This is a genomic window from Mesorhizobium sp. M0243 (assembly GCF_040321775.1).
Taxonomy (GTDB): Bacteria; Pseudomonadota; Alphaproteobacteria; order Rhizobiales; family Rhizobiaceae; genus Mesorhizobium.
The window spans coordinates 13809-35457 of the sequence record NZ_JAMYSF010000024.1 but is presented as its reverse complement, the minus strand read 5'-3'; the positions used below and the strand labels follow the sequence as shown (position 1 = coordinate 35457).

Sequence of the window (21649 nt, the reverse complement as noted above, 5' to 3'; positions counted from 1 at the left end):
CCGGAATCGTCTTTTCGAGATGAAGGAGACCTTCGGCGGCATGTTTCGCCGCGCATCCATGGCGTCAGTCGTTGCAAACGGATCAACGGACAAAGCCGGCTCGACAAGTCACCTCCGCCGCCCCCGGCGGAGGTGACTTGATGTTCGGCGTCTGCCGTCGTCAGGCGTCGGGAAAGCGAGTCTCCCGTTTAGCGATGGCGGCGCCGTTCATGCAAAGCTAATGTAGCATAGGCTTGGGACTTTAGTCCAATCTTGCGCTTGCAAAGGTCCTAGTTGACAACCGCAACGGTCGGAGGTCGCTTCCGGGCGCCGCGTCTTTCGGCAATGTTGTTGCACTGCAACGTTGGGGTGGGGCGCGCCGGGCTCAGTCGTCGGAGATCAAAATGCACAGATCGGTCACGACCCGTTGTTGCCGGCTGGCGCTCAAATCGGCAGCGGCGCTGGCGTTGACGATTGCTCCCTACCAAATTGTCCTGGACGGCTCCGTTTCCGGCATCCAGACCGCCAGCGCATACGCCGGCAAAGGTGGCGGCGGCAACGGCGGCAATTCCGGCGGAGGCAATAGCGGGAACAGCGGCAATAGCGGCAACGGCAATGGGAATGGCAACAGCGGCAAATCAGGATCCAATCAGGGTAAGAGCGGGAGCCATGTCAATGCAAAGACCGGTGACAAGGTCGACGTGACCGGCAACAAGATCACGGTCCGGCACCCCGACGGCATAACGGAAAAGCTCGAGAACGGTCGTTTCAGCATGAAGGACGCGCTCGGTCGCACGATCATCGACCGCCAGGCTACCCCGGCCGATGCCAATCGTCTCAAGGCCTTGTGAAGCTGGCCAACAGGCAACGGTCAGCTTTGCACGTCACCTCCGCCGCCCCCCGGCGGAGGTGACCTCGTTTTTGGCCAGCGTCCCGGTTTTCGGCACCGCAATGGCTGCAGTCCCGAGGCGCGACGTGCTTTTGCGCAATCCGGGACGGGAAACCGCTGCGCATTTCTCCGTACCTGGCCTGGAGCAATTCTAGGAAAAGTGTGAAGCGGTTTTCCGTCTAGAATCGCGTCAAAACAAAGAATTAGAGCAGCTCGCCGTTTCCGTGAAACGGTAAAATGCTCTAAGAAGGCCTGTCGCGGTCGCGCAACTCACGCATCATCAAGGCCGCTTCGGTGCGGTTTCGCACATTGAGCTTCGACAGCACCCCGGTCATGTGATGCTTGACGGTCTTCTCCTGCAGCTCAAGCCGCAAGGCGACTTCCTTGTTGCTCAGCCCCTCCGCCACCAGCCGCAGGATTTCCGTCTGCCGATCGGTGAGCTGCCGCAGCCGTTCCGCAATGCCGTCGGTCGGCTGCTGGGACTGGAGATCCGAAAGCAGCCGGGCCGACAGCGTCGGCGACAGATAGCTTTCGCCGGCTGCAACATTGCGCAGGATGTCGGCGAGCCCGCGCGACCCGACGCCTTTGAGGACATAGCCATTCACCCCTGCGTTCAGCGCCTTTGTCACATCGGCATTGGCCTCCGAAACGGTCAGCATGACGATCTTCTGGGCGGGATGGCTGGCGAGGATGCTTGCGACCGCGGTCAGCCCGCCGCCAGGCATGGAGATATCGAGCAGCAAGATGTCGGGCCGCACCGTCGTGGCGAGGCGTTCGGCATCCTGCGCCGTGGCGCCCTCGCCAACCATCTCGAAGCCCCCGATCTCCGACAGGCTGCGCGTCACACCTTCGCGAAAGAGGGGATGATCGTCGACAATGGCGATGCGGATGGTACCAGTCATGCTTGCTCCTCGACCGACAGACGGATTACCAAACGCGTACCTTGCGGCCCGGTCAAGGTTTCGAACTGTCCGCCAATGCTTTCGACCCGCTCCCTGAGGCCGGCGAGCCCGAGGCCCTCGACCCGTGCCGCCGGATCGAAACCCGGCCCGCCGTCCGACACTTCGACAAAAAGCCTGCCACCTTTCATCCCGGCACTCACCGCCTGATCCTTGCCTAGCCCGTGGCGATAGGCGTTGTTCAGCCCTTCCTGAACGAAACGATAGATGCTGATCTTCTCGGAAGCGCCGGGTTCCGGCAACTGTCCGGCCAGCGTCAGCGTCACCGACGTTCCCGTCCTCTGCTCGTGTTCCTTGACGGCCAGCCGCAGAATGTCGTTTGCGGCAGCCGTCTCGATCTGCGGAAGGACAAGGCCGGTGCAGATGCCGCGTATTTCGCGCATCGCATCCTCCAGTGTCTTGCGGATCATCGCGACCTCGGTCGAACGGCTTACGCCCGAATGGCCATCGCTGGAAAATATCGGACTATCCATGCGCAGCGCCGCCAGGGCCACGAGTTGGGCCGGGCCGTCATGGAGGTCGGCGCCGATGCGGCGCAGATATCTTTCGTTGAGCGCGGTGGCGCGGCGAGAGGCCCGTTGCACGCGCAGTCGCAAGGCACTGTTTTGCGCCACCAGACCCTGCAGCTCCGACACCTGGCGGCGCAGCGCCCCACGCTGGTCGTCGATGGTGCGGCTGCCGCGCAGGACGATGCCCGACAGGAGCAGGAATGCCGCCAGGGTCGCGCCGGCCACGATCAGCCAGCTCGACCACAGAGCGGACGCCAGGGTGGCCTGGAAATCGTCGGCGATCTCATAGAACTCGGTGACCGCCACCACCTCGCCCGACCAGGGCTCGCGCACGGGATTGTAGATCTCCAGCAAGGGCAAGCGGGTAGCCTTCTCCTCGCGTTCATCATCATCGAATGTATTGAATTCAGCGACGACGTTGCCTTCGAAGGCGGAACGCAGATTGTCGCTCGGACCGAAGCGGCGGCCGATCAGGGCCGTCTCCTTGGCGTAGAGAACCGTCCCGTCGCGGCGCCAGAGTACGAACGATTCGAGGCGCTTACCAAGCGCGCCCTGGCCAAGCGTCTCGTCCAGCGCCTGCTTGACGGACTCGCTGAGCTCCTGCTCCTTGCGCAAGTCGGGAAGCAGCGGCGCAATCACGCTGTCGACATAAAGGGCCGTCGTGGCGGCCGAATTGCGGATGACGCCGTCCCGGATCTGCGCCGTCACCCAGGTGCCGACCACCAACATGACAGCCAGCAGGCCAAAGCCGCCGGCAATGACGAATTGCAGGGCAAGGGAAAGCTCGCTCCAGCGCCGCACCAGGTTTTGAAAACTGCGAATCATGAGCCCCTGACCGCCCTTCGAACCGACAGATTGGGCGATGGTAGTACTTTGAGCTTCCGGCTTGCCATTGCCAAGAGCTTCGTTTGGTCGAGGTCGCTTGACGTCCCGGCGCGCTTGGGAAACAACGTCCGCGACACACGCGGCGGGAGCCGCTTCGAGAGGGGACGGAGCGTTGAGTTTTTCAGGATTGCTGCAGCTCGGCTTTTCGACGGTCATTTTCCTGCTGGCGGCGACAGCCGCCAAGCAATGGGGCCTGGCGCCGAGCCTTGGCAAGATCGCGCTGACGCTGGCACTCTATTCGCTGGGCAATCTGATCATGCTGCGGCTGATCCGCGAATTCGGCATGTCGGTGTCGTTCAGCCTTTCCGCCGTCATCCAGCTGGTCTCGGTGAACGTCGTGGCACTGGTCTTCTTCGGCGAGCGCGTCAATGCGCTGCAGGCGACCGGGATCATGCTGGCGATCGCAGCGGTGGCGCTGATCACGCTCGGACCCTATCTGCAAGGCCGGCTGTAACGGGCGAATTGCCGATGAAGAACGCCGCGAACGCTTTGCTCAACCGGGTTGAATTCCCGGTGCTGCTGGCCGGCCTGGTCATCGCCGCCGGCCTGTGGGGATTCGAGGAGCTGATGGAGATGGCGCGCGCCACCACGCCGCACGCCTTCGATACCGAAATCCTGCTCGCCTTCCGCCAGGCGGGCCGCCCCGACAGCCCGGTCGGCCCGCTGTGGCTGCAAGGGGCGATGCGCGACATCACCAGCCTCGGCAGCGGCAGCGTGCTGGTGCTGATCGTGACGGCGGTCATCGTGTATCTCCTGCTTATCCGCAGGCCGGCGACCGCCCTTTTCATCTTCGTGGCGGTGGCCGGGGGGCAGGTATTGTCGAGCCTGCTGAAAGCCGGCATCGACCGGCCGCGCCCCGAACTCGTCTCGCATCTCGTCAACGAAACGACGCTGTCTTTTCCGAGCGGCCACGCCATGCTGTCGGCGGTGACCTATCTGACGCTCGGCGCGCTGGCGGCACGCTTCCTGCCCGGTCGAATGACGAAGATCTATGTGCTGTCGCTGGCGGTTCTGACGACGCTGCTGGTTGGCATCAGCCGCATCTATCTTGGCGTCCACTGGCCATCGGACGTGCTTGCCGGCTGGTGCGCGGGCTTCGTCTGGGCGATGCTTTGCTGGCTCGCTGCCCGGGCGTGGCAGCGATGGCGTGGGCAGCACCCGGACGGCGAGACTGGAGACTAGGCCGTAGACTCATAAGCGCGCAGCCACAGGCGCATTGAAGCGAGCTGGACCATAGCGAGGAAGTTGGCGGCGAGCTTGTCGTAGCGGGTGGCGATGCGGCGGAAGTGCTTCAGCTTGGAGAAGAAGCGCTCGATCAGATTGCGCTCGCGGTAGAGCCGTTTGCTGAAGCACGGCTTCCAGCGCCGATTGCTTTTAGGCGGGATGTTGGGCGTTGCACCCTGCTCCTCGATCAAGGAGCGGATGCGATCCGCATCGTAGGCCTTGTCGGCCAGCACGATGGTGCGCGGGCTGAGGTGGTTGAGCAGTTGATCTGCGATCTGACTGTCATGCGCCTGTCCGGCGGTCAGGCCGAGCCGGATGGGGAGCCCTTGCGCATCGACAACGACGTGGATTTTCGTCGTGAGCCCGCCGCGCGATCGACCGAGACAGTGATCTGGCCCCCCTTTTTTGCCGTCGCGGCCTGCTGGTGGGCGCGAACAGAGGTGCTGTCGATCATCTGGATGTCACCGTCGTGCGCGGCGGTGATGGCATCCATCAGCCGGTCCCACACGCCCGCCTTCCGCCATCGCACGAAGCGGTTGTAGCAGGTGGTTCGTGGGCCGTACCGCTCGGGCAGGTCGCGCCACGGCGCACCGGAGCGCAGAACCCAGAAGATGCCATTCATTACACGTCGGTCGTCTACACGCGGCACGCCTCGCACCTTGTTGGGCAGATGCGGCTGGATCACGCCCCATTCGAAGTCGGTCAGGTCATATCGGCTCATGCCGAGCCTGAATCAGATTTAGCAGCAATAAGAAAGCCGCCAGTCGAAAAGACTCCTAGCGAACGCAGTGGTTCACATTGTAAACGCTGTGAATGCCCGGTTCGATCTATGGATTCGTCAAGGAGAAACTGATTTCCCATGGCGTCGATAAGACGCCCGACGGGCTTATTACGATCACGAATCAGTTGGTTTTTCTGGACTTCGTTCGGCTTGAGCGAGCGGTAAGGATTGCTGATTTCAATGCAGTGCAGTCTGCGGTCAAGACAATTGACGAGCGTGTCGCGTCATTGGGAAAGCGGCACCTGATTGTTTTTGCGTACATGTATCTACGCTTTTCTGACGGAACTCCGAAAATGACCCATGCAGATGTTGAGACGGAAGACGGCGGCATATCGAGGTTAGTAGAATTTAGACGCGCAGTCACACCAGAGGAGCGGCTTATCGCGGATTGGGGTCGGCTATGGGATGAACGGTTCGGAAAGAGCCTCCTCGGTCTGGTTTACGCTTCAAAACCGTGACCCAACCGGCCACTTTTGAAAGGACCGCTTTTCTATCCTCATAATTCCGCGTTTATGAGTTTACGTCCTAGATCAGCCGGTTGATCAGCCCGTGCCCGCAGCCGGCCGACAGCAAGGCCGCCCACGTCATGAAGGTCTTGAGGATGCTCAACCGCGTTACCCCCTGCCCAGATGGACACCCTAGCGCGCAATCCCGGGAAGTATCTGAAAATGATCGGTCACGCCCGCCCCATTACGTCTCAGAGGTTCATACTAATGCTTGAAACATCACTATGATGGTATTACACCTTACTCCTGCAGACTCAGACGGGGATTGTGGCCGATGATCACTGCCGCGCAGATGCGCGCCGCAAGGGCGCTGGCCGGCATCGATCAGAAGACGCTCGCCGAGCGCGCCGGCGTTTCGCTTCCGACCATCCAGCGCATGGAGGCGAGCGATGGCGTGGTCAGGGGCGTGGTCGACACGCTGATGAAGGTCATCCAGGCTCTCGACGAGGCCGGGGTGGAGCTGATCGGCGAGAACCAGACCAGCGAGCGCGGCGGCCGGGGCGTGCGCCTCAAGCCTGCCGTGCCGCGGGGTCCCAAGGCTGAGCCGGCATAAAGTCGCGACGGCGACCGCCGACAGCCCTGCCGACGATCCCGCCGCCTTTCAGGGTGCGAAAGGCAGTCCATGGATCAGACGCAGCGGGCAGTGCATCAACCGGTCCATAAGTCGGCCCACCGGTTTGGCCACGGGTCGGCCCACGGGTCGGCAAAGCCGACATTTTCCGAATTGTTCACGCCCAAGCTGGTGACGGTCTGGCGCGAGGGCTACACCTTCGCCGACTTCAAGGCGGACGCCATTGCCGGGCTGACGGTCGCCATCGTCGCGCTGCCCTTGTCGATGGCGATCGCGATCGCATCGGGCGTCGCTCCCGAGCGCGGCCTCTACACCTCGATCGTCGGCGGCTTCATCATTTCGGCGCTCGGCGGCAGCCGCTTCCAGATCGGCGGTCCGGCCGGCGCCTTCATCGTCCTGGTGGCAGCGACGGTTGCCCGTGTCGGCATCGATGGGCTGCTTTTGGCAACGATGATGGCAGGGGTCTTCCTGCTCGCCATCGGCTATCTTCGTCTTGGGACATACATCAAGTTCATTCCCTATCCGGTGACGGTCGGCTTCACCGCCGGCATCGCCGTCATCATCTTTTCCGGGCAGATCGTCGAACTGTTCGGGCTGAGGCTTGCCGGCAAGGAGCCCGGACCGCTGGTGTCCAAGTTGATGGCGGTCGCCGAGGCGGCCGGCACCATCAACCCGGCGGCGACCTTGGTGGCGGTGTTGACCCTCGTCACCATCGCCGGCCTGAAGCGCTGGCGGCCGACATGGCCCGCAATGCTCATCGCCATCGGGCTGGCGTCTCTGGTCGTGGCGCTTCTTGCGCTGCCGGCGGAGACGATCGGCACCCGCTTTGGCGGTATCCCGCGCAGCCTGCAAATGCCCGCTCTGCCACCGGTCAGCCTGGACAGGATGATTGACGTGCTGCCGGATGCCATTGCCTTCGCCTTGCTGGGCGCCATCGAATCGCTGCTGTCGGCAGTGGTCGCCGACGGAATGACCGGCCGGCGGCATCGCTCCAACTGCGAACTGGTGGCGCAAGGCTTCGCCAACATCGCGTCCGCCCTGTTCGGCGGCATCTGTGCCACCGGCACCATCGCCCGCACGGCGACCAATGTGCGGGCCGGCGCCCACGGACCGGTTTCGGGCATCGTCCACGCCGCCATCCTGCTCGCTTTGATGCTGGTGGCGGCGCCGCTCGCCAGCTACATCCCGCTCGCCGCCCTTGCCGGCGTGCTGGCCGTCGTGTGCTGGAACATGTTCGAGAAACAGGCCTTCGCCACCTTGCTGCGCACGTCGCGCGGCGACGCGCTGGTGCTGATGGCGACCTTCCTGCTCGTCATCTTCCGCGACCTGACCGAAGGCATCGTCGTCGGCTTCGTGCTGGGGTCGATCCTGTTCATCGACCGCATGGCCAAGTCCATTGCCGTCGAGGCCGATCAGCCGCTGGTGCAGGAGGATGTCGCCGACAGCACCAACGCCTACGATGCCAGCGAGGCTACCGACGCCGACACCGTGGTCTACCGCATCTCCGGCGCTTTCTTCTTCGGCGCCGCGTCGACCGTCGGCACCGTGCTCGACCGCATCGCCGACCAGCGCAAAAACTTCATCCTCGATTGCTCGGCCGTACCGTTCTTCGATTCGACGGCGGCCAACGTCATCGAGGGCGCCGCCCACAAGGCGAAACGCGCCGGCGTCCGCTTCATCATATCAGGTGCCGCGCCGCAGATCCGGCGTATGCTGATCAACCACGGCGTCAAGCGCCCGCTGGTGACCTATGCCGCCTCGATCAAGGATGCGCGGGCGCAGCTGAAAGGGAAGCTGGAGGCAGAGTAGAAATCGGGATTTGCCGGTCGGCGGGCCACACAGGTGTCCGCCGGTTGAACGCAAACGTTTTGGCCCTGGGTTGACTCACGCACGGCGCGACGTGAACGGCCGCTTTGCGCCCTCGTTTCCGCCATTCAGACTATCGTTGCAGCTTCCCGAAAGCTGACGGTCTGCTAAGCCAGCACTAAGGCCTCGAATGGGGTGGTAGCAGGTTACGCCGCCGGTCAGCCCGCTGCCCAACGATAATAGTCGCGTTGATGTCAATGCGAGCCCCAAATATCATGCAAGTACTCCTGGGCTATCCGCCCGGGTGGTCGTGCCACCGTGCGCGGCGATGAACATGGCGACGGCCGACCGGCAATAGGATTCGATTTCGTTGTCGTCCTCTGCTCTCGCCTCATCGAAGCGTGCGATAATCAGGAGATCGGATCCTTTGATAAGCGCGGCAAACAGGCGGGCGGACCGGAGAGGATCGGTCACGTTCAGAACCGCCTTCGCGTGCAACTGACGCAACAGGGCCTCGATTTGGGCGATGACATGGGCGGGGCCGGCTTCGTAATGGAGCTTGCTTAACGACTTTTGATTCGTCTTGTCGGCCATGATCATGGCTTCGACACTGCGGACGTCCGGGTTCAACAGCGTGCGAAGCAGGGATGATCCCACCACCATGAGCTGATCTTCGGCCGAACCGTCGACGCCTTCAAAAAGGGCCTGTGGTGCAAACTGATGGCAGCGGGCCGCGATGGCCGCGCTGAACAGCGCCTCCTTGTTCTCGAAGTGCCGATAGATGCTGAGCTTGGATATCTTCGCTCTCTGGGCGACCTTGTCCAATGTCGTCGCATGAAAACCCAATTCCTCAAAGAGTTCGCACGCGGCGTCGACTATCGTTTGGCCAAGCGCCTCATTGGCGGGCCGGCCGCGCCGGCCCTGGCTGTTTTCGGTCACGACAATTCCAGTCCTTGACAGTATCATAATTCTTGAATTACGACCACGCAGTGTCAAAAATGTGCAAGCCAGGCCAAGCCATCCCTCATCCACACACGGAGCCCATCACCATGGATGACGTCATCATCATCGGCGGCAGCTTTGCCGGTCTCGCCGCCGCCCTGCAGCTCGGACGTGCCCGCCGCAAGGTCACCGTTCTCGATACCGGCCTGCCGCGCAACCGCTTCGCCGGCCACTCGCATGGTCTGCTCGGCCACGATCACAAGCCACCGCTGGACATCCTGGCCGAAGCGCGGAAGCAACTGGCGCGTTATCCCACGATCAGGCTGGTCAATGGCCGGGCCGACAGCATCTCCGGCACCATCGACGATTTCTCGGTCCTCACTGGCGATGGCGAACGCCTTGGGGCGCGCCGCCTGATCCTGAGTTATGGCGTCGCCGACCAGATGCCGGATGTTCCGGGCTTTGCCGAAAGCTGGGGCACATCCATTGTGCCCTGCCCCTATTGCGATGGCTTTGAAGTCGCCGACCAGCATTGGGGCCTCGTCTGGTCCGGCCCGCCGTCGCACAATTATGTCAGGCTGTACCACGACTGGACCGAAACATTGACGGTCTTCGCCGATGGTCACGACATTTCACCCGATGTTCGAGCCGATCTGGCGCGCCGCAACATACCTATCGTTGATGGCCGGATCGCCGAAATCGCCCATCACCGGGGCCATATCACCACCGTTAATCTCGAGAGCGGCCGCAATGCCGCGGTCGACATCCTGTTCGCGCATCCGCGCAACAAGCCGTCCGCAAGCCTGCATGAATTAGTGGGCCTCGCCACGGTCAATACGCCCCTCGGCATCGCCATCAAGGTCGATGAGCGCCGCGAAACCAGCACAGCCGGCATCTATGCTGCCGGCGATCTTGCGAACCCGGCCATGGCCTCGGTCACCACGGCAATATCGCAAGGCGCGACGGCGGGTATCTCCGCCCAGCAGTCGATGCTGGTTTGAGAACACAGATTCCCCTCTCCGCACCGGTCTCCCTACGTCGTCGCCACCGTCGGCTGCCCGACAATACCAGCCAGTCTGCTGCCGGCCCCAATTGAGCCGTCGGTACGCCCGCAACCCGATGTCCGCTTTCGATGCCTCTCCACTAGAAGCTGACGGACTGCTACCGGCCCAAAGGCGACATCAAAATATCTGCTTGGCAATGTACGCTATTGGCGCTTGGCGGGCCGATCCGGGCGACGTCGTTTACTAGCCACAATAAGAGTTCGAGTTGGCGATCCTCGCCGATGAACGACAGGGGCTGTTGGCGAACGTCTCAGAGATCGGCCCTGAGGCACCGATCATGGCTCTCAGTCGAGCTTCAGCGCAGCCACTTCGCCCTCGTTCATCAACGGCACATAGAGGATCGACTTGCCGTCGGTGCCGATGTCGGCGCTGCCCGGTTTGAAATGCGCCAACGCTTCCGGCGCGCCGCCGGCTTGATAGCGGTAGAGCGTGCCGGTCATGTAGGCGGTGGCGTAGATGGTGTCGCCGATGGCTATGACGCCATCGAGATCGGCGAATTTCTGCGCGCCCGGCAAGGGCGAAACCACCTTGCTGGCGATGTCGACCGACAGCAGCCCACCCGGCTCCGCCGTGCTGAAGTCGGGCTTGATGCCCTTGCCCCAGGAGGCGACGATCAGCCTGTCGCCATCGGCGAAGACGCCGTTGGGCGAAGCCAGCATCGCATCCCTAGCGAACAGTTCCGGTTGTTCGCCGTCGATGCGATAGATCGTGTCGGCCAGCATGTCGGTGACATAGATCTTGCCTGATTGGTCCGATGTCATGTCGTTCAGGAAAACAGCGTTCGGTACCGTGATGCTGGCGACGAGCTTGCCGCTAGCGAGGTCGACGACGCGAACCTTGGTGATGTCGGCGACATAGAGCTTGCCGCCCGCTATCGCCATACCCTTGGGCGCGTCCATGCCGTCGGTCCAGTGCCGGGTGACCGTCCTGCCGTCCACGGACAGCACGCTGAGATAGCCGTTGCCGTCGGCCTCGCCGGGATTGCCTGATATGTTGGAAACGATAAGGCGATTGTTGGCTGCGTCGAACAGTGCCGATTCCGGTTGTTCGAGGCCGGTGGCGCGCCAGAGTTCTCCAGCCTCGGCGGCAGGCGCGGCTGCGATGCCGATGACGGCGAGAAAGGCTGATGTGACGAGGGTGTTCATGGCTGCTCTCCTGTGATGACGGCGGAGAGCTATGATTTTCGATACTCCGGAAAGGCCGATAACCGCTAGTATCGAAAGTCGATACGAAACCCACGGCAAGAGGTGCATTCCATGAACGGCCTTATCTTCGACGCGTTGAAGCGGACGCTGAAGGCGAAGGGCGTCACCTATCGCGAGCTTGCCGAACGCATGGGGGTTTCCGAGCCGACGGTGAAGCGCATCTTCCACGAGCGCAACTGCAAGCTCGACCGGCTGGTGGAGATCTGCGCTGCCGCCGGTGTCGAGCTGGAGAACGTGCTCGGCTCGATGAACCGGGGGCCTGGGCCGGTCAACCACATCGCGCCGGAGATCGAACGCAGGCTCGCCGGCCGGCCGGCACTGCTGTTCATCTTCGTCATGCTGTCGGAAAAATTCACGCCCGAGGGCATCATGCGCTCGCAAGGCCTGAGCGAAGCCTCGATGTTCCTCTATCTGCGCGATCTCGAGGAGCTCGGCCTGATCGCGCTCGGCCGCGGGCTCACGGCGAGATTGCTTGTCGAGACGCCGATCCAGTGGAATTTCGAAGGGCCGCTGCGGCCGCTGTTCGAGATGACCAACAAGAACTTCATCGGCTGGGCGATCACCCATATCGACAAGGAAGCGACCTTCGTCAGCTTTAGCAGGCGGATGCGGCCGGAGACGGCGGAGATGGTGCGACGCGAGGCGCAGGACCTCGCCGATCGCGCCAAACTGCTGGCCCATCACGACCAGCACACGACGCCGGAAGACGGGCTGGTCGGCTACAAATGGACGTTTGCCTTTGGCGCGACGCCATTCCCGGCGATCATGCCGATCGGGCCGCACGCGCGAGATGCCGGTGCGAGAGCAACGGACCCGGCCGCCAAGACACGGCGGCCGCTGCCGGCCTGATCGGCCAATCGTCTCAGCATGATTGCATCTGGCGGCTGAGCTTGCCGCGCACGGCCCTGGCGGTGCCGATGGCCACCATTTTCGCCGCTGTCTTGCCGCCTGGGCCTGCCATGCGGCCGGCGATGCCGACCGCGCCATTGACCGCGCCCATCATCTTCATCTGCCCGGCCGTCTCGTTCATGCTGGCCCTGCAGTCCTGCATTTTCCTGGTCGCCTCGACTGCAGCCAGGGCCTCGCCAAGGCCCTCCGGCGAGTCCGGGCCGGCCGCCAGCTCCGCCAATTGCGCATGCTGCTCTGGCGTGATCGGCGGGCTGGCGGCCGTCTGGCTGCAGCTGGACGCCAGCAGGCAGATAAGCATCGCGATCGGGCTGCCCCGCCTGACACGTGCCGTGGTTGGAAAAATGCCGCGATGTTCGGCCTCGAGGCTCCCGCTCGGAGTTGCTTTTCCCGCCACCCGTTTCCTGTTGCCCAACATCCTATCGCCCCATCGCCGGGCCGAGGATGAGGCTGCGGATTTTTGGCGTCAGCGGCCTGACGACATCGGCGAAGGGGTCGCCCTCGGCCCGCAAAGCCATCAACCCTTCGACCTCTTCGTCGATGGCGGCGATGGTCTCTGTCTTCTGTGCGTCGGTCAGCTCCTTCATGCCGGATATGGCATTCCTGAGCTTGGCGAAAATGGCATCGAGTTCTGCGACCGGCATCGTCGCCAGGAACCCGCGCATGGTCTCGCCAAGCGCGATCTTCCAGCTATCGGCGGTGAAACCGGCTGTGCCGATCAAGCCCTTGTCCGCGGCATCGCGCTCGTACCAGTCGGCGGCGATCTCCTCGTCATAGGCGAACTGACCGAATTCGGGTTGCAAGGCCTCGATCAGGCCGACGACCGCCGACGCATCCCGCGCTGTCAGCGCCAAGGCCTGCGGGCTGTCGAAGATCATGCCGGCAAGTGCGAGCGCGCCGGCCAGCCGGCGCATGGCTGCGAAACGCCGCTCAGCCATAACAATCCTCCGCAATGCCGGCCCGGGCACTGCTCGTCGCCTGGGACTGCAGAACCGAGCCGCCGATCGAGGCGGCCTGGCCGGCAATGACCCCACCATTGCCAGCCAGACCGCCAAGACCCCCCGCCATCGACAGGACACCGCCGAGCAGAGCCGCATTGGTCTGCGCCTTCGCCGCCGTCTTGGCGGCATCGGCGCAGGCCGTTTCCGTCGTCGGTTCGTTCTGGGCCTTCTTGCTGCCGGCCGCGCTCGCGATCGATGCCGGGTTGTTGTCGGCCTGGCCCGTTTGGCAGCCCGCCAGGGCAAGGGTCAGGGCCAGGAAAATGATCCTTTTCATGGTGCTGCTCATCATCGGGCAGCGCGCGGCGGCAGCTTGGCCTCGCGATGATCGGTCACCGCGTTGCCCAAGGCGATCGACAGCAGATAGACGCGCGGATTGAAGCCCGCCGCGGCCAGTGCCGACAGCGTCTTGAACAATTGCAAATGAAACATCGTGCCCCCTTGGATTGCCGCCAATGCGGTTCCGGTTTTGGAATCGCGCCGCAAACTAGGGGCATCGAAGGGGGTCAGCTTGGACAGAACGGCACTGAAAGCGGCCAAAACGGCCCGGGATTGACGTTTTGCAGGCCGCGGCGCATATGACCGCGCTCTTGGGCATGGGGGTGTCGATGACTGCGACGATGGGGCCGTCAGCTTCGTTCAGGCTGGCGACGGAGATGTTTCCGGAGCGGGATCGCGTCGAGATTACGCGCGAGGTTTACGGCCGCACCGTTCTGAGGGTGGACCTCGATCCGCTGGCGCCGGCGCAGATCGACATGCGGGTGCGCGCGTTGCCGGGCCTCGGCATCGCCACCGGCAGCTCATCGGAATTCCGGGTGCATCATACGTCGTCGCTGATCGACAACGACGACTTCGTTCTTCTGGCGGCCCTCGACGGGGGCAGCGTGATGAAGCATCGCGGCCGCGAGGAGGCGGTCGGCAACGGCCAGGCGCTCATGATGAGCGGTGAAGAGGTTGGCCTCAACCTGATCGGCGCCGGCGGGTTCCGCTTCGTCAATCTCAGTTTTTCGCGCAAGCAGCTTTCGCCTCTGATCGGCGATCCGGCCGCGGTCCTTATGCGGCCCTTGCCGACCCAGAGCGGGGCGATGCGGCTGTTGCTCGACTATATCAGCTCGATCCAGGAGGTCGGAGACGAGTTGACCGCGGAGGCCTGCCACCTTGCGGCGACGCATGTCTTCGACCTTGCCGCACTCGCCATGGGCGCGACCAGGGATGCGGCCCAGATCGCACGCGGCCGTGGCGTCAGCGTTGCCCGCTTGCGCGCCATCAAGGCCGATATCGTCGCGCATGGTGGCCATGTCGACCTGTCGGCGCAGGACGTCGCCGCCCGCCACGGACTGTCGGCACGCTACGTCCGCAAGCTGTTCGAGAGCGATGGCACATCCTTGATTGATTTCATGATGAACCAGCGGCTGGCGCGCGCCCATCGCATGCTCGGCGATCCACGCCATGCCGGACGCAGCATCACCGCGATCGCCTACGAGGCCGGCTTCAACGACCTTTCCTATTTCAATCGGGCGTTCCGTCGGCGTTATGACGCTACTCCCTCGGACGTGCGCGCTGCGGCTTGCAAGCACTGACGCCAAAGCGCCGCCGACCGGCGCGCTCCCGGGCCGTCCACGCGGTTGGACTCATTTGATCGCGTCTATTCGGCGGCCTTCGCCCCGGGATCGGCAACCTTGTCATCCCAGGTCACCGCCCGGTAGTCGAAACCATATTCCAGCGTCGGCTTGACGATGCGGAAATAGGGCGACAGGTCGAAATCGCGCGGCGTGTAGAGCGAGTGGTGGCGGATGTGCAGGATCTCCTTGCGCGAGTAATTCGACTGCGCCGAGGCGCGGCCGGGCGCACGGGTGATCTCGGGCAGGATCGGATAGCGGATCTGGCCATAGGCCTCGGCGATCAGCGTAGAGCAGATCGCCCGTGTCGGGTCGCCGGAGCCGAAGGCCAGCATGCGGCGCCGCCAGCGCACCGGCACCGGCGGTGTCGGGAAGAAAAAACGCAGCATGTCGAAAATGTTCTTGAGGTCGTATTTCAGGCCGAGCCTGCCGATCATGAACGCGACGACCTTGTCGCGATCCTCCGGCGCCAGCCCGCTCGCCCGGCAGATGCGGGTGTTGTAGGTGCGGTAGCGCGACAATGGCACGGCGACGCAGCCTTCGCCGATCGTGACCTCGATCAGCCGCGGCCGCTCCGAGCCGTCTTGCGGCTCTGGCAAGGCGTCGCCGACATAGAAGGCCGCATGCGACCAGGTCGACTGGGTCAGGTATTTGATCGCCGCCGAGATCTTCTGGTTGCCCTCGATCAGCAGGATGTCGCCGGGCTCAAGCGTGCGGCGCAGCGTTTCGGCATCGGACGGTGTGTAGGGCTCGTAGCCGGAGGATTCTTCCTGCAGCCGGCCGGCAAGCCAGCGGCCAAGTCGATCCAGAAGCGTGTCGCCGGGCTCGGTCATGCCCCATGGCGATTAGCATGGGCGGGTAATGAGGGCTAGCGCACGCCTTTCCTCCCCCTGTCCGGACCGAGAGGAAGGCGCCAAGTCAGCTTGCCGTCGCAGCGGCCTCTTCCGGCGGCGCAGCCAGATCGTCACGCGCCTTGCGGGCCAGTTTGCGTGTCGAGCGTTTGGGACTGTCGCTGAACAGTTCGGCCGCCTCAGCAAGGCAGCTCTTCTTCAGCTGCTTCTCCGACCGTTTCAACAGCTTGCCCAGAAGTTTCGTGTCCTCGGGCAGCCCGAGCGGCTGGTCGTCGGCCTCGAGCAGCGCGCGCATCACCAGCACATCGTGCAGGTCGCCCAGCCGCTCGCCCAGTTCGTCGACCGCCTTGCGCCGGGCCTTGATCGGTGTCGGCCACAGCCTGCCGAGCAGCGACAGATGCATGCCGTGGGTCTTGGCCGCCTTGCGCAAATCGTGGAAATCATCGGCCGCGCCCCGCGATCCGGCCTTGTCGAGCGCCTTCCTGGCACGGCGCAGCGTGACGCGGGCACCTTCGGCAAGCACGTCGGCCGCCTGTTCCGGCTGGTCGGGCAAGGCCAGCGCTTCGATGCGTTTGAGGCCATCCTCGCAAGCGGCGGTCGCCGCGCCGATCGCCGCTTCGAGCCCGCTGCCTTCGTGCAGTTCATGCTGGCGCGCGATCAGCCTGTCGCGCGCAGCAGTAAGCCCATCGTCGGCGCTCTCCTTGGGAAAGCTCGCCGCCAGCCGGTCGATGGTCTCGATCAGCGCAGTCGCCTCGCGCGGACCGGCAAGCAGGCCGGCCACATTGCGATAGCATTGGTTCTCGGTCTCACAGAACGTTTCGTCGCCGGAACGAACAAGCCGCAGCAGGGCGCGGGCGCTCTTCAGTCGCTTGCGGCATTTGTGCAGCGCCTGTTCCGGGCGGCTCCGTGCGGCGTCAAGGTGATGCAGCGCCTTGCCGATTTCCTCGGCAAGGATACGCCTGACCTCGCCGGTCAGCGGCAGGCGCGGATCGATACGAAGGCTCATGCGGCGATCTCCGGTATCCCCCCAAGGGCGAGCGACGCGTTGTAGAACTTTGACTCGCCGGTGACTTCGCGGCCGAGCCAGTCAGGCAGCATTTCGTCCGGCACGTCCTCCGGCGTCTCAAGTTCGGCGATCACAAGTCCCGCAAGCGGACCGCCAAAGACATCGATTTCGTAGAGATAGCCACGGTGCCTAACATGGTGACGTGTCTTCTCGATGACACGTCCGATGGCGAAGTCCAGCATCTCCACCGCCTCCGACAGCGGGATCGAATATTCGAATTCGTCGCGTTCGCGCGCCTTGCTGCCGAATTTGAGCGTCAGCCTGGCGGAAGTGCCATCGCTGATGCGAATGCGCACCGTGCGCTCGGGGCCGGCAGCGAGATAGAACTGGAGAATGCGGATATCCGCCTCGGCCAGCTCCCGCCATGCGGTGCTGGTGACCAGGAATTTTCGTTCGACTTCCTTACCCATGGCCGCGCACTAAAGCGGTTGCCGCTATCCGTGGCAAGACGATGACATACACGGATTGACGTTCGTGAATTGACTTTAATCAATCGATTGATTAAAGTCGCGAAATGATCAAGCAGCCCGATGCCAAAAACCTTCGCCGCGAAGCATCTCCCGCCGAGATGACGCGCGCGGCCCTTGTCCAGGCGGCGCTGAAGCTGTTCGGAAGGCAGGGCTTCGATGGCACCTCGACGCGCGAGATCGCCGCCGAGGCGCAAGCCAATATCGGCTCGATCGCCTATCATTTCGGCGGCAAGGAGGGTCTTCGCACGGCCGCCGCCGACTTTATCGTCGAGACCATCCAGACGGTCGCCGGCCCGGCGCTCGGCAACGCGCAGGCGACCGCGCCGGTCGGTCCCGAGGCAGCGCAGGCGCAGCTCTTCGCGGCGCTGGAGCGAATGGTCGGCTTTGTCGTGGCCAGTCCGCAGGCCGGCGAGATCGTGCAGTTCATCCTGCGCGAACTTTCCCATCCAACGGCAGCCCTCGATCGTATCTATGACGGTGTCTTCGAGCCGAGCCATCGCCGGCTGTGCCAACTCTGGGAACAGGCAACCGGCGAGCCCGCCGAAAGCGAGGCCACAAGGCTCACCGTGTTCACGCTGATTGGCCAGGTCATCTATTTCCGCATCGGCCGCGAGGCGGTGATGCGCCGCATGGGCTGGAACGACATCGGCGCCGCCGAGGCGGCCAAGGTGGTGGCGGTCACATCGGGTAATCTCAAGGCCATATTGGCTTCCAAAAAGAGCAAAGCATGAAGGGGCAAAGACCATGAGCTTTCTGTGTTCGCTGCCGCTCGCCGCGCAGCTCTTCTCGGCCTGTGCCCCGGCAGCCCCGCTGGCCGTCGGCTATGTCGAGGGCGACTACGTGCTGCTGGCGCCGATCGAGGTGGCGCAGGTCGAGACCGTCGCTGTGAAGCGCGGCGACCGTGTGGTGCCCGGCACGACCGTGGTGACGCTGGAAAGTGCCGACGCAAAAATCGCGGTGGCGCAGGCGCAGGCCGGCCTTGCCCAGGCCCAGGCGCAATTGGCCGACCTGCAGATCGGCAAGCGGCCGGAAGAGATCGCCGTGCTGAAGGCCGAGGTCGACATGGCCAGCGCCCAGGCCGCCGACGCCAAGCGCAAATACGACCGCGCCGCCGATCTGTTCAAGCGCGGCGCCGGCACGCAAGCCGACTTCGACACCGCGTCGGCCTCGCTCGAAACGGCCAATGCGCAGGTCGGCCAGGCCAATGCCAATCTCGCCGTCGGCGGCCTGCCGGCACGCCCCGAGACGATCAAGGCCGCCGACAATCAGGTCAAGCAGGCGCAGGCGGCCCTGGAGCAGGCGCAATGGCGGCTGTCGAAGCGGGTGCTGGCAGCGCCTTCTCCGGGCCGCGTCAACGATGTCATCCGCAATCCGGGCGATACATCAGGTCCGACGGCGCCTGTCATCTCGATCCTGCCCGACGGCGCGGTCAAGCTCAGCGTCTACATCCCGGAGAACGCTTTCTCCTCGGTCAAGGTCGGCACCTTGCTCGGCGTCCATTGCGACGGCTGCGGCCCGGATGTGAAGGCGCGCGTCAGCTATGTCTCGCCGGATCCCGAGTTCACGCCACCGGTGATCTATTCGCTCGAGAACCGGCAGAAGCTGGTCTATCTGGTCGAAGCGCGGCCGGAGGGCGATGCCGGGCCGCTGCAGCCCGGCCAGATCGTCGATGTTGATCTCGCGGACAGTGCAAAATGAACGCCATCGACGTCCATGGCTTGGTCAAGCGTTTTGGCGACAAGACCGTCGTCGACCATGTGACGATGTCGGTCGCCGAGGGCGAGATCGTCGGCTTTCTCGGGCCCAACGGTTCGGGCAAGACCACCACCATCCGCATCATGTGTGGCCTGCTGACGCCGGACGAAGGCGAAGGCACGGTGCTCGGCTTCAACATCCGCACCGAGAGCCTGCGCATCAAGCGTGAAGTCGGCTACATGACGCAGAAATTCTCGTTCTACGAGGATTTGACGATCGGCGAGAATCTCGAATTCGTGGCGCGGCTCTACCGGTTGAAGCCGGTCGAGGAGCATGTGGCGCGCACGTTGGAGGACCTCGGCCTGGCGTCGCGCCGCAACCAGCTGGCCGGCACCTTGTCGGGCGGCTGGAAGCAGCGGCTGGCGCTGGCCGCCTGCATCATGCACAAGCCGAAATTGCTGCTGCTTGACGAGCCTACGGCCGGTGTCGATCCGAAGGCGCGGCGCGAATTCTGGGACGAGATCCATCGCCTCGCCAGCGGCGGGCTGACCGTGCTGGTCTCCACCCACTACATGGACGAAGCCGAGCGCTGCCACCGCATCAGCTATATCTCCTACGGCAAGATGCTGGCCACCGGCACCGTCGCCGAAGTGGTGAAAAATGCCGGGCTGACCACGTTTGTCCTGCAGGGCCCGCGGCTCGATCAGGTCGCCGAAGCGCTTCAGGGCCGCCCCGGCGTCGACCAGGTGGCGCCGTTCGGCGCGACGCTGCATGTCGTCGGCTCCGACAGGAAGAAGCTCGAAGCCGCACTCGCCGACGTCGAGAAAGAACATAAGGGCGTGAAAGTTTCGCCCGGCGAAACCAGCCTCGAGGACGTCTTCATCCAGTTCATGTCCGGCTCGAAGGACAACATGGCATGAACAGCGTCTTTTCCTTCGCCCGGCTTGGCGCGCTGCTGATCAAGGAATTCATCCAGATGCGGCGCGACCGCATCACCTTCGCCATGATGCTGGGCGTGCCGCTGATACAGTTGGTGCTTTTCGGTTACGCCATCAACAACGACCCGAAGAGCCTGCCGGCGGCACTCGTGGCGACGAGCAACGATCCCTACACGCGTGCCATTGTCGCGGCGCTGCAGACCACCGGCTACTATCGTTTCGACCATGTCGCGCAAAGTGCCGCCGAGGCCGAGTTCCTGATATCGCGCGGCGACGTCGCCTTCGTCGTCACCATCCCCGCCGATTTCGCCAGGAGGGTGGAGAGCGGCAACAACCCGCAGATACTCATCGAAGCGGATGCCACCGACCCGGCTGTGGCCAGCGGCGCCATCTCGACGCTTGGCACCGTCGCCAGCCAGGCGCTGCTGAGGGCGCAAGGCACGCAGGAAGCCGCCGCCGAGGCCGCCAAGGGTCAGCTCGATGTCGTCGTACACCGGCGCTACAATCCCGAAGGCATCTCGCAATACAACATCGTGCCCGGCCTGCTCGGCGTCATCCTGCAGATGACCATGGTGATGATGACCTCGATCGCGCTGACGCGCGAGACCGAGCGCGGCACGATGGAGAACCTTCTGGCCATGCCGTCGAGCCCGCTCGAGATCATGATGGGCAAGGTGCTGCCCTATCTGGCGGTCGGCGGCGTGCAGGTGGTGGTGGTGCTGGCGGCGGCGAAGCTGCTGTTCGCAATCCCCTTCACCGGGTCGATGTCGCTGCTGTTGACCGCCGTGCTGATCTTCGTGCTGGCGCTGGTGCTGCTCGGCTACACGATTTCGACCGTCGCCCGCACGCAGATGCAGGCGCTCCAGCTCACCTTCTTCTTCTTCCTGCCGTCGATCATGCTGTCGGGTTTCATGTTCCCCTATCGCGGCATGCCGGACTGGGCGCAAATCTTCGGCGAGATATTCCCGCTGACGCATTTCCTGCGCATCACCCGCGCCGTGATGCTGAAGGGCGCTGAACTGCCCGCAGTGGCAGGCGAGATCGGCTGGCTGGTGGTGTTCGTGGCCTTGTTTGCCGGTGTGGCATTGGTGCGGTTCAGGCGGACGCTGGATTAGGGTCAAGGCCAATCAGCGGCCATCGCTTAACCGTTGAGCGAAGCTGGACCGCTGACGAACGGGTTCCCTTTGACATAGAACCGCAGCAGGCGGTCCGCATCCTTCGAGATGCCGATCCTGACACTCTTCCCGATTTCGCCGGGTTCGCCACCATCATGTCCGAGCCATAGCGGGCCTTCGCGGCAGAGATCGAGCCCGTCGAGCGAACGATCGATCCGCAACGCCTGGGCGAGCCTTCCCGGTCCCCGCGCCAGGTCGCGCAAACGCTCGATGCCGCGATTGAGCCGCATGATCGCGATGCCTTCGAGCGGCTCCAGCGCCCTGATCAGCACGCCGGTTCCGGTCCCCACCATCTCGCTCGAAACGTTGAGCATGTAGGAGATGCCGTAGGCGAGATAGACATAGGCGTGCCCAGGCTCGAGAAACAGCGAACGGTTGCGCGGCGTCATGCCCCGGTAGCCGTGCCCGGCGGCGTCGCCGGTCACATAGGCCTCGGTCTCGACAATGCGGCCGCTGACGACGCCTTCAGGAAGCTCGCGCACCACGATCTTGCCGATGAGAGTGCGGGCCAGCGATGCCGTATCACCAAGCAGTTCCGAGCGCGCGAGCGGGCGGTGGATGGCCATGCTCAGCGCTGCCGGATTTCAGGGTATCCGCTCGACCCGCCTGTC

The 21649-nt window shown here is 63.8% G+C and carries 25 protein-coding genes and 1 pseudogene; 13 read left to right on the top strand and 13 right to left on the bottom strand.

All coding sequences use genetic code 11. The features are described from left to right. The first annotated feature begins 383 nt into the window (after nucleotides 1–383). The gene (locus NKJ11_RS25575) at nucleotides 384–830 is read left to right on the top strand and encodes a hypothetical protein (RefSeq protein WP_352628838.1); all 447 of its coding nucleotides are present in this window, start codon (nucleotides 384–386) and stop codon (nucleotides 828–830) included. Between the two features lie 280 nt (nucleotides 831–1110). Here NKJ11_RS25575 and NKJ11_RS25570 read toward each other — a convergent pair whose 3' ends face one another. Together NKJ11_RS25570 and NKJ11_RS25565 are read right to left on the bottom strand one after the other, a co-directional pair. Continuing rightward, nucleotides 1111–1770 (bottom strand): response regulator, encoded by a 660-nt coding sequence (locus NKJ11_RS25570; RefSeq protein WP_023813468.1) that lies wholly within the window; start codon nucleotides 1768–1770, stop codon nucleotides 1111–1113. Beyond that, nucleotides 1767–3161, bottom strand: a complete 1395-nt coding sequence (locus NKJ11_RS25565) for a sensor histidine kinase (RefSeq protein WP_023813469.1) — start codon at nucleotides 3159–3161, stop codon at nucleotides 1767–1769. Before NKJ11_RS25565 ends, NKJ11_RS25570 begins: the two co-directional genes overlap by 4 nt. Before the next feature lie 172 nt (nucleotides 3162–3333). Between NKJ11_RS25565 and NKJ11_RS25560 the strand changes: the two genes are divergently transcribed. Together NKJ11_RS25560 and NKJ11_RS25555 are read left to right on the top strand one after the other, a co-directional pair. Then, entirely contained in the window at nucleotides 3334–3675 is a 342-nt protein-coding gene (locus NKJ11_RS25560; protein WP_013528672.1) for a hypothetical protein, read from the top strand. Nucleotides 3676–3689: 14 nt separating this feature from the next. Beyond that, the gene (locus tag NKJ11_RS25555) at nucleotides 3690–4403 is read left to right on the top strand and encodes a phosphatase PAP2 family protein (protein WP_352613142.1); all 714 of its coding nucleotides are present in this window, start codon (nucleotides 3690–3692) and stop codon (nucleotides 4401–4403) included. Here the strand turns inward: NKJ11_RS25555 and NKJ11_RS25550 are convergent. Continuing rightward, nucleotides 4400–5166 (bottom strand): annotated as a pseudogene (locus tag NKJ11_RS25550) (IS5 family transposase). The gene NKJ11_RS25555 and the pseudogene NKJ11_RS25550 overlap by 4 nt on opposite strands. Nucleotides 5167–5258: 92 nt before the next feature. Here NKJ11_RS25550 and NKJ11_RS25545 point away from each other — a divergent pair. The 3 genes from NKJ11_RS25545 (at nucleotide 5259) to NKJ11_RS25535 (ending at nucleotide 8112) form a co-directional block, all read left to right on the top strand. Continuing rightward, nucleotides 5259–5684 (top strand): hypothetical protein, encoded by a 426-nt coding sequence (locus NKJ11_RS25545; protein WP_352794563.1) that lies wholly within the window; start codon nucleotides 5259–5261, stop codon nucleotides 5682–5684. A 322-nt stretch (nucleotides 5685–6006) separates the two neighbouring features. Next, nucleotides 6007–6285 carry a helix-turn-helix domain-containing protein gene (locus NKJ11_RS25540; RefSeq protein WP_023813472.1) on the top strand — a complete coding sequence of 93 codons (279 nt, stop codon included), beginning with the start codon at nucleotides 6007–6009 and terminating at the stop codon, nucleotides 6283–6285. Nucleotides 6286–6354: 69 nt separating this feature from the next. Continuing rightward, on the top strand, nucleotides 6355–8112 hold the full coding sequence (locus tag NKJ11_RS25535; protein ID WP_352613138.1) for a SulP family inorganic anion transporter: 1758 nt from the start codon (nucleotides 6355–6357) through the stop codon (nucleotides 8110–8112). Between the two features lie 270 nt (nucleotides 8113–8382). Here NKJ11_RS25535 and NKJ11_RS25530 read toward each other — a convergent pair whose 3' ends face one another. Continuing rightward, the gene (locus NKJ11_RS25530) at nucleotides 8383–9054 is read right to left on the bottom strand and encodes a TetR/AcrR family transcriptional regulator (protein ID WP_502895366.1); all 672 of its coding nucleotides are present in this window, start codon (nucleotides 9052–9054) and stop codon (nucleotides 8383–8385) included. A gap of 104 nt (nucleotides 9055–9158) precedes the next feature. Between NKJ11_RS25530 and NKJ11_RS25525 the strand changes: the two genes are divergently transcribed. After that, on the top strand, nucleotides 9159–10052 hold the full coding sequence (locus tag NKJ11_RS25525) for an NAD(P)/FAD-dependent oxidoreductase (RefSeq protein ID WP_352613136.1): 894 nt from the start codon (nucleotides 9159–9161) through the stop codon (nucleotides 10050–10052). Nucleotides 10053–10399: 347 nt separating this feature from the next. Here NKJ11_RS25525 and NKJ11_RS25520 read toward each other — a convergent pair whose 3' ends face one another. Beyond that, the gene (locus tag NKJ11_RS25520; RefSeq protein ID WP_352613134.1) at nucleotides 10400–11260 is read right to left on the bottom strand and encodes an SMP-30/gluconolactonase/LRE family protein; all 861 of its coding nucleotides are present in this window, start codon (nucleotides 11258–11260) and stop codon (nucleotides 10400–10402) included. A 111-nt stretch (nucleotides 11261–11371) separates the two neighbouring features. Here NKJ11_RS25520 and NKJ11_RS25515 point away from each other — a divergent pair, with 111 nt between their 5' ends. Next, nucleotides 11372–12169 carry a helix-turn-helix domain-containing protein gene (locus NKJ11_RS25515; RefSeq protein ID WP_128305308.1) on the top strand — a complete coding sequence of 266 codons (798 nt, stop codon included), beginning with the start codon at nucleotides 11372–11374 and terminating at the stop codon, nucleotides 12167–12169. A 13-nt stretch (nucleotides 12170–12182) separates the two neighbouring features. Here NKJ11_RS25515 and NKJ11_RS25510 read toward each other — a convergent pair whose 3' ends face one another. Genes NKJ11_RS25510 through NKJ11_RS25495 form a run of 4 tightly spaced genes read right to left on the bottom strand, consistent with a single transcriptional unit; the run spans nucleotide 12183 to nucleotide 13656 of the window. Next, nucleotides 12183–12623: a hypothetical protein gene (locus tag NKJ11_RS25510; protein ID WP_164893054.1), complete on the bottom strand. Its 441-nt coding sequence runs from the start codon at nucleotides 12621–12623 to the stop codon at nucleotides 12183–12185. A gap of 22 nt (nucleotides 12624–12645) precedes the next feature. Further along, nucleotides 12646–13164 (bottom strand): hypothetical protein, encoded by a 519-nt coding sequence (locus tag NKJ11_RS25505; RefSeq protein ID WP_352613475.1) that lies wholly within the window; start codon nucleotides 13162–13164, stop codon nucleotides 12646–12648. Further along, nucleotides 13157–13501, bottom strand: coding sequence for a hypothetical protein (locus NKJ11_RS25500; RefSeq protein WP_352613473.1), 345 nt, complete (start codon nucleotides 13499–13501; stop codon nucleotides 13157–13159). The genes NKJ11_RS25505 and NKJ11_RS25500 overlap by 8 nt, the downstream gene beginning before the upstream one ends. 11 nt (nucleotides 13502–13512) lie before the next feature. Further along, the gene (locus tag NKJ11_RS25495; protein WP_023813481.1) at nucleotides 13513–13656 is read right to left on the bottom strand and encodes a hypothetical protein; all 144 of its coding nucleotides are present in this window, start codon (nucleotides 13654–13656) and stop codon (nucleotides 13513–13515) included. A gap of 146 nt (nucleotides 13657–13802) precedes the next feature. Between NKJ11_RS25495 and NKJ11_RS25490 the strand changes: the two genes are divergently transcribed. Beyond that, entirely contained in the window at nucleotides 13803–14804 is a 1002-nt protein-coding gene (locus tag NKJ11_RS25490) for a helix-turn-helix transcriptional regulator (RefSeq protein ID WP_245486339.1), read from the top strand. Nucleotides 14805–14869: 65 nt separating this feature from the next. On the opposite strand, the gene NKJ11_RS25485 is transcribed toward NKJ11_RS25490, so the two are convergent. From NKJ11_RS25485 to NKJ11_RS25475, 3 genes are all read right to left on the bottom strand, one after another. Continuing rightward, entirely contained in the window at nucleotides 14870–15676 is an 807-nt protein-coding gene (locus NKJ11_RS25485; RefSeq protein WP_128305306.1) for a C40 family peptidase, read from the bottom strand. A gap of 85 nt (nucleotides 15677–15761) precedes the next feature. Further along, nucleotides 15762–16700, bottom strand: coding sequence for a CHAD domain-containing protein (locus NKJ11_RS25480; RefSeq protein WP_352554355.1), 939 nt, complete (start codon nucleotides 16698–16700; stop codon nucleotides 15762–15764). Continuing rightward, complete coding sequence (locus tag NKJ11_RS25475) at nucleotides 16697–17170, bottom strand: CYTH domain-containing protein (protein WP_352554354.1); 474 nt, start codon at nucleotides 17168–17170, stop codon at nucleotides 16697–16699. Before NKJ11_RS25475 ends, NKJ11_RS25480 begins: the two co-directional genes overlap by 4 nt. Nucleotides 17171–17274: 104 nt before the next feature. Between NKJ11_RS25475 and NKJ11_RS25470 the strand changes: the two genes are divergently transcribed. The 4 genes from NKJ11_RS25470 to NKJ11_RS25455 are packed head-to-tail and all read left to right on the top strand — an operon-like array spanning nucleotide 17275 to nucleotide 20978. Continuing rightward, nucleotides 17275–17961, top strand: coding sequence for a CerR family C-terminal domain-containing protein (locus NKJ11_RS25470; RefSeq protein WP_352554353.1), 687 nt, complete (start codon nucleotides 17275–17277; stop codon nucleotides 17959–17961). A 13-nt stretch (nucleotides 17962–17974) separates the two neighbouring features. Beyond that, nucleotides 17975–18928, top strand: a complete 954-nt coding sequence (locus NKJ11_RS25465) for an HlyD family secretion protein (protein WP_352677908.1) — start codon at nucleotides 17975–17977, stop codon at nucleotides 18926–18928. Beyond that, nucleotides 18925–19845 carry an ABC transporter ATP-binding protein gene (locus tag NKJ11_RS25460; protein ID WP_352677906.1) on the top strand — a complete coding sequence of 307 codons (921 nt, stop codon included), beginning with the start codon at nucleotides 18925–18927 and terminating at the stop codon, nucleotides 19843–19845. The genes NKJ11_RS25465 and NKJ11_RS25460 overlap by 4 nt, the downstream gene beginning before the upstream one ends. Beyond that, a complete protein-coding gene (locus NKJ11_RS25455) occupies nucleotides 19842–20978 on the top strand; it encodes an ABC transporter permease (protein ID WP_352613459.1) in 1137 nt (378 codons plus the stop codon). The genes NKJ11_RS25460 and NKJ11_RS25455 overlap by 4 nt, the downstream gene beginning before the upstream one ends. 26 nt (nucleotides 20979–21004) lie before the next feature. Here NKJ11_RS25455 and NKJ11_RS25450 read toward each other — a convergent pair whose 3' ends face one another. Continuing rightward, entirely contained in the window at nucleotides 21005–21604 is a 600-nt protein-coding gene (locus NKJ11_RS25450; RefSeq protein ID WP_352613457.1) for a DNA-3-methyladenine glycosylase, read from the bottom strand. Between the last annotated feature and the right edge of the window lie 45 nt (nucleotides 21605–21649).